A 12,621-nucleotide genomic window follows, 5' to 3' on the forward strand; every position below is an offset into this window, starting at 1 on the left:
ATACAAGGGGAGCAAGGGTGATTTTTTCTAATCAAATGTCGCCAGGTGTTTCGGGAGCTTGCGGGAAAACTGCGGGCTAACAACGATAAAGGGCGCCTTAAGCGCCCTTTGCGATCGGTGGCAGGACAAGATTAAATGGTTTTGAACTCGGCTTCCGCCCGATCGAAACGCTCGGTCATGGTGGCGGAAGGCCGGCGCCCCATCAGGCTCACCGCCACGATGGCGATGCAGCCGAACAGGAAGCCCGGGATGATTTCATACAGATCCAGCCAGGCGTACTGCTTCCAGACGATCACCGTCACCGCGCCGACCAGCATGCCGGCCAGCGCGCCGTTGCGGGTCATGCGCGACCACATCACCGAGATCAGCACCACCGGACCGAAGGCCGCGCCGAAACCGGCCCAGGCGTAGCTCACCAGGCCCAGCACGCGGTTTTCCGGGTTGGCCGCCAGCGCGATGGCGATCAGCGCCACCACCAGCACCATGATGCGGCCGACCCACACCAGCTCGCGCTGGCTGGCGCCTTTGCGCAGGAACGCCTTGTACAGGTCTTCGGTGATCGCGCTGGAACACACCAGCAGCTGGCAGCTCAGGGTGCTCATCACCGCCGCCAGGATCGCCGACAGCAGAATGCCCGCTACCCATGGGTTGAACAGGAGCATCGCCAGTTCGATAAACACCCGCTCGCCGTTCTGCGACACGTTGCCGGCCTGATCCGGGTTATTGGCGAAGTAGGCGATGCCGAAGAAGCCGACGGCGATGGTGCCCGCCAGGCACAGGATCATCCAGGTCATGCTGATGCGGCGCGCGCTGCGGATGGTGCGGTGAGAATCCGCCGCCATGAAACGCGCCAGGATGTGCGGCTGGCCGAAGTAGCCCAGGCCCCAGCCCAACAGCGACAGGATGGCGACGAAGTTCAGCCCTTTCAGCATATCGAGGTTGGCCGGGTTTTTCGCCTCGATCACCAGCATCGAGGTGTCGATGCCGCCGACGGCCAATATCACGAATACCGGCGTCAGGATCAGCGCGAAAATCATCAGGCTGGCCTGCACGGTGTCGGTCCAGCTGACCGCCAGGAAACCGCCGATGAAGGTGTACAGGATGGTCGCCGCCGCGCCGGCCCACAGCGCGGTTTCATAGCTCATGCCGAAGGTGCTTTCGAACAGACGGGCGCCGGCGACGATGCCGGAGGCGCAATAGATGGTGAAGAACACCAGAATGACAATGGCCGAGATCACCCGCAGCAGCTTGCTGTTGTCTTCAAAACGGCTGGTGAAGTAGTCCGGCAGCGTCAGGGCGTTGTTGTTGGCTTCGGTATGCACGCGCAGCCGCCCCGCCACCAGCTTCCAGTTCAGGTAAGCGCCGATGGCCAGGCCGATGGCGATCCAGCTTTCCGAGATGCCGGACAGGAAGATGGCGCCCGGCAGGCCCATCAGCAACCAGCCGCTCATGTCGGAGGCGCCGGCGGACAGCGCGGTAACCACGCTGCCCAGGCTGCGGCCGCCGAGGATGTAGTCGTCGAAGTTATTGGTTGCCCGGTAGGCAAGCAGGCCGATCAGCACCATCCCGAAAATGTACACCAGGAAGGTCACCAGCATAGGTGTGCTCATTATCATTTAATTCTCCACTTTCATTATTATTCGCGCTAGGCCCCCGTTGCCCTCACCCGGGCGTGGGCACAAGGAGCAGGCGCGCGATGCATTTCACTTGCCGGCACGCCGGAACGTGGCGTTACCCTATAGATAGTGCAGGTAAAATAGTTTCTGCCCGTAATTGTTGACCGTTGGCTATCCTAGATGAGCCATTCATTAACCAACAAGATATTTAACAACAAAGTTACACAAAGTTTACCCTGCGTCACATTTAGGCGCCCTTAGGGTTGCACTTTTGGCGCGCAAAACGAGTTGCACCTCCTGATTACCCTCATTTGGCGCAGGGAAAACCGATTGCGCGTGATAAAACCCGCTTCGCCCGTACGTTAAAGCAACATCCATGCCAGCGGCCGATGTTAAAAAATCGATGGAACTCACACTTCGCTCATCAGCCTGTTTTAACAAGGTTGCACAAAGTTGCAACATGCAGGATATTGTCTGCATTCTTCACACCACACATCTTACGAACCTATCCCAACAGGCTTATGTGGCCTGCCGTTTGTCTAGCCTGATGGGATAGGTTCTACACACAGGAGTTGGATTGGCATGGGCACTACCACAATGGGCGTGAAACTCGACGAAGCAACACGCGACCGGATCAAAAGCGCGGCGCAGCGCATCGATCGCACGCCGCACTGGCTCATCAAGCAGGCCATCTTTAATTACCTCGAGCGTCTCGAGAGCGGTTCCGATATTCCTGAAATCCCCGCGTTGGGTGCTGCCGGCCAGGCCGAAGCGGACGACATTATGCCGCAAGCGCAGGAAGAGTCACACCAGCCTTTCCTTGATTTTGCAGAACAAATTCTGCCGCAGTCGGTCACTCGCGCCGCCATCACCGCCGCCTATCGTCGCCCGGAGACCGAAGCGGTGCCGATGTTGCTCGAACAGGCGCGATTACCGGCCGATCTTGCCAAAGCCACCCACAAAATGGCCTATGGCATCGCCGAGAAGCTGCGGAACCAAAAAAGTGCAAACGGCCGCGCCGGCATGGTGCAGGGCCTGCTGCAGGAGTTCTCCCTTTCCTCGCAGGAAGGCGTGGCGCTGATGTGCCTGGCGGAAGCGCTGCTGCGCATTCCCGACAAGCCGACCCGCGACGCGCTGATCCGCGACAAAATCAGCAACGGCAACTGGCATTCGCACCTTGGCCGTAGCCCCTCGCTGTTCGTCAACGCCGCCACCTGGGGCCTGCTGTTCACCGGCAAGCTGGTATCCACGCATAACGAAGCCAACCTGTCGCGCTCGCTGAACCGCATTATCGGCAAGAGCGGCGAACCGCTGATCCGCAAAGGCGTGGATATGGCGATGCGCCTGATGGGCGAGCAGTTCGTGACCGGCGAAACCATCGCCGAAGCGCTGGCCAACGCCCGCAAGCTGGAAGACAAAGGCTTCCGCTATTCCTACGACATGCTGGGCGAAGCCGCGCTGACCGAAGCCGACGCCCAGGCTTATCTGGTGTCCTACCAGCAGGCGATCCACGCCATCGGCAAAGCCTCCAACGGCCGCGGCATCTATGAAGGCCCGGGCATTTCCATCAAGCTGTCGGCGCTGCACCCGCGCTACAGCCGCGCGCAGTACGAACGCGTAATGGAAGAACTGTACCCGCGCCTGCTGTCGCTGACCCTGCAGGCCCGCCAGTACGACATCGGCATCAACATCGACGCCGAAGAGGCCGACCGCCTGGAGATCTCGCTCGATCTGCTGGAGAAGCTGTGCTTTGAGCCGCAGCTGGCCGGCTGGAACGGCATCGGCTTCGTGATCCAGGCCTATCAGAAACGCTGTCCGTTCGCCATCGACGCGGTGATCGACATGGCGCAGCGCAGCCGCCGCCGCCTGATGATCCGCCTGGTGAAAGGCGCTTACTGGGACAGCGAAATCAAACGCGCCCAGATGGACGGCCTGGAAGGCTACCCGGTTTACACCCGCAAGGTGTACACCGACGTCTCCTATCTGGCCTGCGCCCGCAAGCTGCTGTCGGTGCCGAACCTGATCTACCCGCAGTTCGCCACCCATAACGCCCATACCCTGAGCGCTATCTATCATCTGGCGGGCAACAACTACTATCCTGGCCAATATGAATTCCAGTGCCTGCACGGTATGGGCGAGCCGCTGTACGAACAGGTGGTGGGCAAAGTGGCCGACGGCAAACTGAACCGTCCGTGCCGCATCTATGCGCCGGTCGGCACCCATGAAACGCTGCTGGCCTACCTGGTGCGCCGCCTGCTGGAAAACGGCGCCAACACCTCGTTCGTCAACCGCATCGCCGACGCCACCCTGCCGCTCGACGAACTGGTCGCCGATCCGGTCAGCGCCGTGGAAGCGATGGCGGCCAGCGAGGGCCAAATCGGCCTGCCGCATCCGCGCATCCCGCTGCCGCGCGAGCTGTACGGCGAAAAACGCGCCAATTCCAGCGGCCTGGACCTGTCCAACGAACAGCGTCTGGCCTCGCTGTCCAGCGCTCTGCTGACCAGCGCCACCCAGCCATGGCGCGCCGAGCCTATCATCGACGCCGAGCTGGATCAGGGCGCTGAGCAGCCGGTGATCAACCCCGCCGAACCGGGCGACGTCGTCGGCTACGTGCGCGAAGCCACCGAAGGCGAAGTGAGCCGCGCGCTCGACGCCGCGGCCGCCGCCGGCCCTATCTGGTTCGCCACCCCGCCGTCGGAGCGCGCCGCCATCCTCGAACGCGCCGCCGAACTTATGGAGAGCCAGCTGCAGAGCCTGCTGGGCATCCTGGTGCGCGAAGCGGGCAAAACCTTCAACAACGCCATCGCCGAGGTGCGCGAAGCGGTCGACTTCCTGCATTACTATGCCGGCCAGGTGCGCGATGACTTCGCCAACGACAGCCACCGCCCGCTGGGCCCGGTGGTGTGCATCAGCCCGTGGAACTTCCCGCTGGCGATCTTCACCGGCCAAATCGCCGCCGCGCTGGCGGCGGGCAACAGCGTGCTGGCCAAGCCGGCCGAACAAACCCCGCTGGTGGCGGCGCAGGCGGTGCGCATCCTGCTGGAGGCCGGCATTCCTCAGGGCGTGCTGCAGCTGCTGCCGGGCCAGGGTGAAACCGTCGGCTCGGTGCTGGTCAACGACGCCCGCGTGCGCGGCGTGATGTTCACCGGCTCTACCGACGTCGCCGGCATCCTGCAGCGCAGCATCGCCGGCCGCCTCGATCCGCAGGGCCGCCCGACGCCGCTGATCGCCGAAACCGGCGGCCTGAACGCGATGATCGTCGACTCGTCCGCCCTGACCGAACAGGTGGTGACCGACGTCGTCGCTTCGGCCTTCGACAGCGCCGGCCAGCGCTGCTCCGCGCTGCGCATTCTGTGCATTCAGGAAGACGTGGCCGAGCACACGTTGCAGATGCTGCGCGGCGCGATGGCCGAATGCCGCATGGGCAACCCGGAACGCCTGTCTACCGACATCGGGCCGGTGATCGACGCCGACGCCAAAACCGGCATCGAGCGCCATATCCAGGCGATGCGCGCCAAGGGCCGCAAGGTGTATCAGGCCGCCAAGGGCAGCGCGCAGGACGAGAAAGAATGGGCGCGCGGCACCTTCATCAAGCCGACGCTGATCGAACTGGACAGCTTCGACGAGCTGCAAAAAGAGATCTTCGGTCCGGTACTGCACGTGGTTCGCTTCCAGCGCGCCAACCTGGAAGCGCTGGTCGATCAGATCAACGCCGCCGGCTATGGCCTGACGCTGGGCATTCACACCCGCATCGATGAAACCATCGCCCGGGTGACCGACCGCGCCAAGGTAGGCAACCTGTACGTCAACCGCAACATGGTCGGCGCGGTCGTCGGCGTGCAGCCGTTCGGCGGCGAAGGCCTGTCGGGCACCGGCCCGAAAGCCGGCGGCCCGCTGTATCTGTACCGTCTGCTGGCCAACCGCCCGGACGACGCGGTGCAACGCACCCTGAACCGTCAGGATGAAGAGCGCCCGCTGGAAGCCACCGCGCGGCCGCTGTTGCTCAACGCCCATCAGGCGTTGGAGCAGTGGGCGACAGCCCAGAAACGGAGCGATCTGGCCCAGCTGGCGCAACGCTATGCGGAACTCGGCCAGGGCGGCACCGTGCGCCCGCTGCCGGGCCCGACCGGCGAGCGCAACACCTACGCCCTGCTGCCGCGCGAGCGCGTGCTGTGCCTGGCGGACAACGAGGCCGACGCCCTGATCCAACTGGCGGCGGTGCTGGCGGTCGGCAGCGGCGTGCTGTGGCCGGAAGCCGAACTGCAGCGCAACCTGTATCGCCGCCTGCCGGCCGAGGTTCAGGCGCGCATCGCCTTCTGCAAAGACTGGCAGCAGGACAAGGTCGAGTTCGACGCCGCCATCTACCACGGCGACGCCGACCAGCTGCGCACCCTGTGCGAGCAGATTGCCCAACGCAGCGGCGCCATCGTCTCGGTGCAGGGCTTCGCCCACGGCGAAACCAACATCCTGCTGGAACGCCTGCTGATCGAACGCTCGCTCAGCGTCAACACCGCCGCCGCCGGCGGTAACGCCAGCCTGATGACCATCGGCTGATCGTTGTAGCTAATCACCTGAGGGCGCAGTTCAATTGAACTGACCCCCAGAAGTTGGACGGTGTAAATTCACGCAGCCTTCGAGGCCTGAGTTCGGTATTCCACCGGACTCAGGCCTTTCAGTTTCTGCCTGATGCGATGGTAGTTGTAGTAATCAATGTAGGCGTCTATCTCCTGCGCCAAGTGTTCCACACTATCAAAGCGCTGCAAGTAATACAGCTCCGCTTTCAGATGACCGAAGAAGTTCTCCATTACCGCATTGTCCAGGCAATTTCCCTTGCGAGACATGCTCTGCTTTACCCCGTTAACCCGCAACGCATGCTGGTAAGCCGCCATCTGATAGTGCCAACCCTGGTCACTGTGCAACAGTAACTGCTCACCCGGTTTTATCCTGCACACCGCCTTGTCCAGCATCTTTTTAACCAGCCTAAACTCTGCCCGGCGTGCCACTTCATAAGCGATGATTTCACCGTTGTACAAGTCAAGCACCGGTGATAAATACAGCTTATCCTCACCAACCCGGAACTCCGTTACATCCGTCACCCACTTTTGATTGGGGCACTGAGCGGTAAAATTACGCTGCAGGAGATTGGGAGCCACCTTGCCTGCATTTCCTTTGTATGAACGGTACTTTTTACGGCGAACCGGTGACTTCAGCTGCAACTCTGTCATCAGCTTTTGCACGGTTTTATGATTTAAAACGTATCCTTCCTTTCGCATTGCGCAGGTTACGCGACGATAGCCGTAACGGCCTTTATGTATGTTAAAGACCTCGGTTATCCGTTGTTTAGCCTCACGGTATTTATCCGGCACTCGACTGACTTTACAGCAATAATAATACGTACTGCGCGCCAGCCCACCGGCATGCAACAGCATGTCTAAACGGTGTTTTTGCCTTAATGCCGTGACTATTTTTGCCCTTTCCGCCGTGCCCGGGCATCGTTTTCCTGCATCAAGGCTCTCAACTTTTTTATGTAGTCATTCTGCGCGCGTAAAAACTCGATTTCCTCCCGCATCTCTTCGGGGGTCAGTTCATCCGGCGACTTGCCGGCATGGGGGGTTTTGGGATGCTGATACATTCGGCGACCACGCTGATTCAGGTTGAGGGCTTCGGCCCCATTCTCCTGATAAAGCTTAACCCAGTGTTCCAGCGTCGTGTATGAGGGGATGTCGAATTTGGCGGCGACGCTGGCTAAAGAAAGGGGATTGGCGCGGGCAAACTCGACAACGGCGAGCTTAAATTCGGGCGTGTACTGCCGCTGACGCCCGGATTGTAGCCCTGCCTCACCATGGTGCTGATAGGCGGCAATCCAGCGGCGAAGCTGAACATGAGCAACGGAAAATTTTTTCGCGGTCTGCCTTTGGCTGCCGAACCCGGCGAGATAGTACCGGACCGCCTCGAGCTTGAATGGGAGCGAATATTTCATAAAAACTGCACCTCCGAATGTCAGATGGATATCCAACATTTGGGGTGCAGTTCAAATTGAACTGCGCCCTTTTTGTTTGTATCTCCACAGCCGCGTGGCTGTGGAGATACAATGGGGGCGGGGAAGGTTGGCTACGGGCCGAACATATTCGTCTTCGGCCCGTACGGACTTACTGATTCAAGAACTTGTCGAGGAACTGCTTGGTGCGCTGATGTTGCGGATTGGCGAACAGCGCTTTGGCCGGCCCCTGCTCCACGATGCGGCCGTGATCCATAAAGATGGCGCGGTCGGCCACGTCGCGGGCGAAGCTCATCTCGTGCGTGACGATCACCATGGTGCGCTTCTCTTCCGCCAGCGAACGGATAGTGTTGAGCACTTCCCCCACCAGCTCGGGATCGAGCGCCGAGGTCGGCTCATCGAACAGGATCACTTCAGGCTGCATCGCCAGCGCGCGGGCGATCGCCACCCGCTGCTGCTGGCCGCCGGAAAGACGCCGCGGGTAAGCCTGCTCCTTGCCGTTCAGCCCAACCTTGGCCAGCAGGGCGCGAGCGCGCTGCTCGGCGCTGGCCTTGGCCTCGCCCTTGACGAACACCGGCCCCTCGATGATGTTCTCCAGCACCGAACGGTGCGGGAACAGGTTGAAATTCTGGAACACGAAACCCACCTGCTGACGCAGCGCGCGCACCAGTTTCTTCTGCTTGCTGAGGGGTTTGGAGCCGTCGATCAGGATATCACCGACGCGAATGGTGCCGGAATCCGGCTCCTCCAGCAGATTGATGCAACGCAGCAAGGTGGTCTTGCCCGAGCCGCTCGGCCCGATAATCGCCACCACCTCGCCGGCGGCCACCTCCAGATCGATCCCATGCAGCACCGTCTGACCCTTGAACTGCTTGGTCAACTGTTTAACTTCGATGGCACTCATGCGTTACTCCTGATCCTGGCGGTTGACGTGGTTTTCCAGGCGGTTTTGCAACGCGGAAAGCAGGGTCGCCATCACCCAGTAAATCAGCGATGCCGCCAGATACATGGTGAACACCTCCAGCGTGCGCGAGGTGATCAGCTGCGCCTGGCGGAACAGTTCCGGCACCTGAATGGTGGCCGCCAGCGAGGTGTCTTTCACCAGGCCGATAAAGCTGTTGCCCAACGGCGGCAAGGCGGTGCGCGCAGCCTGCGGCAGGATCACCCGGCGCAGCGTTTGCCAGCGGGTCATGCCGATGCTGGCGGCGGCTTCCCACTGCCCTTTTTCGATCGAGGAGATCGCCGCGCGCAGCGTTTCGGAGGTGTAGGCGGCGGTGTTGAGCGACAGGCCAATCAGCGCCGCCGGGAAAGGATCAAATTCGATGCCGAACTGCGGCAGGCCGTAGTAAATCATAAACAGCTGCGCTATCAGCGGCGTGCCGCGGAACAGCGAGACGTAGAGGCGCGACAGCCACGACAGCGGCCATAACGGCGAAAGGCGCATCAGCGCCAGCAGAAAACCGAGCAGCAGACCCAGCGCCATGCCGCCCAGGCTGAGCTGCAGCGTGAGTATCGCGCCCTTCAATAAAAATGGCGCTGAATCCAGCGCCAGTTGAATACTTTCGTGCATTATTTAGTTACGTCCGCGCCAAACCATTTCTCGGAAATCTTCGCCAGCGTGCCGTCTTTTTGCATTTCGGCGATCGCCTGATCGATGGCGGCCAGCAGCTCAGGATTGTTTTTGCGCAGCGCCACGCCGGATTCCTGGCGCGAGAACGCCGGGCCGGCTACCGCCAGCGTATCGCCGGTCTTCTTCACCAGATCCAGCGCCGCCAGACGGTCGACCAGAATGGCGTTGATGCGGCCTACGCGCAGATCCTGGTACTTGGTCGGGTCATCGTCATAGGTGCGCACGTCCACGCCCTGCACGTTTTCACGCAGCCACTGCTCGTAGTTGGTGCCCAGACCGACGCCGACCTTCTTGCCCTTCAGATCCTCCGGCTTGGTGATGGAGCCCTCGTTGCCCTTCTTCACCAGCGCCTGGATGCCGGAAACGGTATAAGGGGTGGAGAAATCATATTTTTTCTGGCGCTCAGGGGAGATGGTCACCTGATTGATCACCACGTCGATGCGTTTTGACTCCAGCGAAGCCAGCATGCCGTCCCATTTGGTCGGGTTCAGCTTGGCCTTCACGCCAAGGTGCTGCGCCAGCGCGTTGGCGAAATCCACTTCGAAGCCGGTCAGCTTGCCGTCTTCCCCCTGGAAGCTGAACGGCGGATAGGTGCCTTCCAGACCGACAATCAGGCTGCCGCGCTGTTTCACCTGCTGCAGCAGGTTGTCGGCGGCGCAGGTTTGCGCGCTTAAACCGGCGGTCAGCGCCACGGCCATCACGCCCATCAGCATCTGGCGACGAACTTTGGAAAAGATCATAAACACCCCTGTATGTTGTTTATCTTTTTTGATATCAGCACTTTAACAGTGCAGTTGCCCGCATAAAGGAATATAACCTTATAAATATAGTCCAGAATGGAATAACAAAGCGCGATCATACCTGCGGATGATAGGCGAACAGCGCCGGCGCGCCGCCGGTATGAATAAACAGGATCGGGCCCTCATCGCGGAAGCGCCGCTGGGCGATGCCGTCGATCAGGCCGGCCATCGCTTTACCGGTATAGACCGGATCCAGCAACACTCCTTCCTGTTGCGCCAGCAGCTGCACCGCCGCCGTGCCCTCTTCGTTCGGCATGCCGTACTGCGGCGCAAAATAATCGTCCCACAGCGCGATCGGCGCCAGCGGTTCGATGTTCAGCGAGCAGGCCAGCGCCTGCTGGATCTGTTCGACCTTCGGCAACTGGTCGATGGCCTTGCGCGAAACGGTCACGCCGATCAGTTCGCTCTCCGGCAACAGCTGCTGCAGGCCAACCGCCAGGCCGGCATGGGTGCCGGCGCTGCCGGACGCCACCAGCACCGAACTGAAATCGACATTGCTGCGGCGACTCTGTTCGGCAATTTCCAGCGCGCATTGCACATAGCCCAACGCACCGAGCGCATTGGAGCCGCCCACCGGCACCACGTAAGGCCGGAAGCCCTGCGCCTCCAGCCGGGTCGCCAGTTCGGCCAGCTGCTGTTGGGGATCGTGCAGCGCTTCGCACATCACCACTTCGGCATTGAACAGACCCAGCAGCAGGCGGTTGCCGTTGGTCAGGTAGTTTTCCGCCCGGGTGTCGATCGGGTTTTCGAGCAGCGCAACGCAGTGCAGACCGAGCTTGGCCGCCACCGCCGCCGTCTGGCGCACGTGGTTGGACTGGATAGCGCCGGCGGTCACCAGCGTGTCGGCCCCCTGACGCAGCGCATCGGCGGCAAGAAATTCGAGCTTTCTCAGCTTGTTGCCGCCCATCGCCATCGGCGTGACGTCGTCACGTTTGATGTAAATTTCACGGCCGAGGTAATCGGAAAGGCGAGACAGTTTTTCGAGCGGCGTGGCAGAGCCAACAAAATCCAGGCGCGGGAATTGCGCCAATCGCTGTTGCAGGTTCACTACTTCCCCCAGGGAATCAAATATCGACATCTGGCGGATAGATTTAGCAGATGTGAACCGAATAATCATCCTTTATCGCTGGGCGGGAAGCCGGCGCCTCCCCGGCCGACGCGCCGGGGAGCGGGGATCAATAGCTGCGCTGCCAGGCCAGATACTGATCGTATTTACGCAGCGCGATGCGGTAGTTGTTATGCGCCGCGGACGGCAGATCGTCGATGATGCGCTGATGGCTGGCGCTGCTGGCGAACTTGTCGGCCGGATAGTTGCGCGCCACCAGCATTTCGTCCAGCCGGCGCAGGCGCACCACGTATTCGCGGATGGTGCTGTGGCTCATTTCGGTTTGCTCAAACAGATACTGTTTGAAAGCCATGATGTCGAAATAGCTCGGGTGACTGTTGCAGGAAATTTCGCTGCAGAAGCGGCACAGCGCAGTCAGCTCCTGCTGCACGTTCAGCCAGACGTGGTCGTCGATCGGCTGATCCATGCGCGCGATGGCGTCTTTGTTGATGATCTTGCCGCGAAAAACCAACGCCATGCGGTCCAGCAGCTTGCCGCACTGGGAGCAATGCGTCTGGCTGTGTTTGTAGTCTTTCAAATAACGGCTCAGCGGCCGTTTTTTCAACAGTATTCCTGGCATAAGGGCTATCCGATAGTCGCAATGGTGTTCAGGTTGAAGGGAAAGCGGTTGATCCGCCGTCAGGACGCATTCGCCAACCGCGCCCGCAGGCGTTTGATCGCCTGGCTGTGCAGCTGGCTGACGCGGGACTCGCCCACGTCCAGCACGGCGCCGATCTCCTTCAGGTTCAACTCTTCCTGGTAATACAGCGTCAGCACCATTTTCTCGCGTTCCGGCAATGCCTCGATGGCGTCGATCACCCGTTGGCGCAGGCTGCCCTCCAGCAGATGGTGCAGCGGGTTGGCTTCCTCATGCCCTTCCAGCAGGGGCTCCGCGCTTTCGCCGTGCTCTTCGCGCCACTCGTCATAGGAGAAAAGCTGGCTGTTATTGGTGTCCAACAGAATTTGACGGTATTCGTCCAGTGAGATATCCAGCGCCTGCGCCACTTCCACTTCGCTGGCCGGGCGGCCATGGCGCTGTTCCAGCTGCCGCATCGCCTGCGCCACTTCACGCGCGTGGCGCCGCACGCTGCGCGGCACCCAGTCGCGGCTGCGCAGCTCGTCGAGCATCGCGCCGCGGATGCGCTGCACCGCGTAGGTGGTAAAGGCGGTTCCCTGCAGGGCGTCGTAACGCTCGACGGCGTTCAACAGCCCGATTCCTCCGGCCTGCAGCAGATCGTCGAGCTCCACGCTGGCGGGCAGCCTGACCTGCAGGCGCAACGCCTCGTGGCGCACCAACGGCACGTAGCGCAGCCAAAGAGAATTTTTGTCCATCACGCCTTCGGCGGTATACAGAAAGCTCACTATGTCTAAAACCTGCGGATAAGAGAGTCAGCGCTATTATCCGTAGGGGGCAAAATGCCAATCGGCTGAACAGTCGCACAAAACGGGCCTTATTTGCGCCATGTACTGGC

At 61.0% G+C, this 12,621-nt stretch carries 9 protein-coding genes; 1 reads left to right on the top strand and 8 read right to left on the bottom strand.

Going from position 1 to position 12,621, the window contains the following annotated elements; all coding sequences use genetic code 11:
• Positions 1 to 131: 131 nt before the first annotated feature.
• Positions 132 to 1,616, bottom strand: a complete 1,485-nt coding sequence (gene putP, locus D7I37_RS23095; protein WP_061794665.1) for a sodium/proline symporter PutP — start codon at positions 1,614 to 1,616, stop codon at positions 132 to 134.
• 582 nt (positions 1,617 to 2,198) lie between these two features.
• Here putP and putA point away from each other — a divergent pair.
• Positions 2,199 to 6,170, top strand: a complete 3,972-nt coding sequence (gene putA, locus D7I37_RS23100) for a trifunctional transcriptional regulator/proline dehydrogenase/L-glutamate gamma-semialdehyde dehydrogenase (protein WP_129544443.1) — start codon at positions 2,199 to 2,201, stop codon at positions 6,168 to 6,170.
• Between the two features lie 68 nt (positions 6,171 to 6,238).
• On the opposite strand, the gene D7I37_RS23105 is transcribed toward putA, so the two are convergent.
• The 7 genes from D7I37_RS23105 to D7I37_RS23135 all read right to left on the bottom strand — a co-directional run bounded on the left by D7I37_RS23105 (position 6,239) and on the right by D7I37_RS23135 (position 12,511).
• A protein-coding gene (locus D7I37_RS23105; protein WP_129543134.1) for an IS3 family transposase occupies positions 6,239 to 7,596 on the bottom strand; the annotation gives its coding sequence in 2 pieces (ribosomal slippage) (positions 6,239 to 7,119 and positions 7,119 to 7,596; 1,359 coding nt in all).
• 169 nt (positions 7,597 to 7,765) lie between these two features.
• Positions 7,766 to 8,518 carry an L-cystine ABC transporter ATP-binding protein TcyN gene (tcyN, locus tag D7I37_RS23110; protein WP_095097978.1) on the bottom strand — a complete coding sequence of 251 codons (753 nt, stop codon included), beginning with the start codon at positions 8,516 to 8,518 and terminating at the stop codon, positions 7,766 to 7,768.
• Positions 8,519 to 8,521: 3 nt separating this feature from the next.
• On the bottom strand, positions 8,522 to 9,184 hold the full coding sequence (gene tcyL, locus D7I37_RS23115) for a cystine ABC transporter permease (protein WP_061794668.1): 663 nt from the start codon (positions 9,182 to 9,184) through the stop codon (positions 8,522 to 8,524).
• Positions 9,184 to 9,984: a cystine ABC transporter substrate-binding protein gene (tcyJ, locus tag D7I37_RS23120; RefSeq protein WP_061794669.1), complete on the bottom strand. Its 801-nt coding sequence runs from the start codon at positions 9,982 to 9,984 to the stop codon at positions 9,184 to 9,186. The genes tcyL and tcyJ overlap by 1 nt, the downstream gene beginning before the upstream one ends.
• Before the next feature lie 115 nt (positions 9,985 to 10,099).
• Entirely contained in the window at positions 10,100 to 11,092 is a 993-nt protein-coding gene (locus tag D7I37_RS23125; protein WP_061794770.1) for a D-cysteine desulfhydrase, read from the bottom strand.
• 127 nt (positions 11,093 to 11,219) lie between these two features.
• The gene (gene fliZ, locus D7I37_RS23130) at positions 11,220 to 11,729 is read right to left on the bottom strand and encodes a flagella biosynthesis regulatory protein FliZ (RefSeq protein ID WP_061794670.1); all 510 of its coding nucleotides are present in this window, start codon (positions 11,727 to 11,729) and stop codon (positions 11,220 to 11,222) included.
• 59 nt (positions 11,730 to 11,788) lie between these two features.
• On the bottom strand, positions 11,789 to 12,511 hold the full coding sequence (locus D7I37_RS23135) for an RNA polymerase sigma factor FliA (RefSeq protein ID WP_061794671.1): 723 nt from the start codon (positions 12,509 to 12,511) through the stop codon (positions 11,789 to 11,791).
• Between the last annotated feature and the right edge of the window lie 110 nt (positions 12,512 to 12,621).

Origin of the sequence: Serratia sp. 1D1416, from assembly GCF_003641105.1 — a bacterium.
Classification (GTDB): Bacteria; Pseudomonadota; Gammaproteobacteria; order Enterobacterales; family Enterobacteriaceae; genus Serratia; species Serratia ficaria.

What these genes read in the sequence shown, in the direction of transcription:
- tcyN (WP_095097978.1), bottom strand. Translation starts at nt 8,518, where the DNA reads ATGAGTGCCATCGAAGTTAAACAGTTGACCAAGCAGTTCAAGGGTCAG.
- tcyL (WP_061794668.1), bottom strand. Translation starts at nt 9,184, where the DNA reads ATGCACGAAAGTATTCAACTGGCGCTGGATTCAGCGCCATTTTTATTG.
- putA (WP_129544443.1), top strand. Translation starts at nt 2,199, where the DNA reads ATGGGCACTACCACAATGGGCGTGAAACTCGACGAAGCAACACGCGAC.
- fliZ (WP_061794670.1), bottom strand. Translation starts at nt 11,729, where the DNA reads ATGCCAGGAATACTGTTGAAAAAACGGCCGCTGAGCCGTTATTTGAAA.
- putP (WP_061794665.1), bottom strand. Translation starts at nt 1,616, where the DNA reads ATGATAATGAGCACACCTATGCTGGTGACCTTCCTGGTGTACATTTTC.
- tcyJ (WP_061794669.1), bottom strand. Translation starts at nt 9,984, where the DNA reads ATGATCTTTTCCAAAGTTCGTCGCCAGATGCTGATGGGCGTGATGGCC.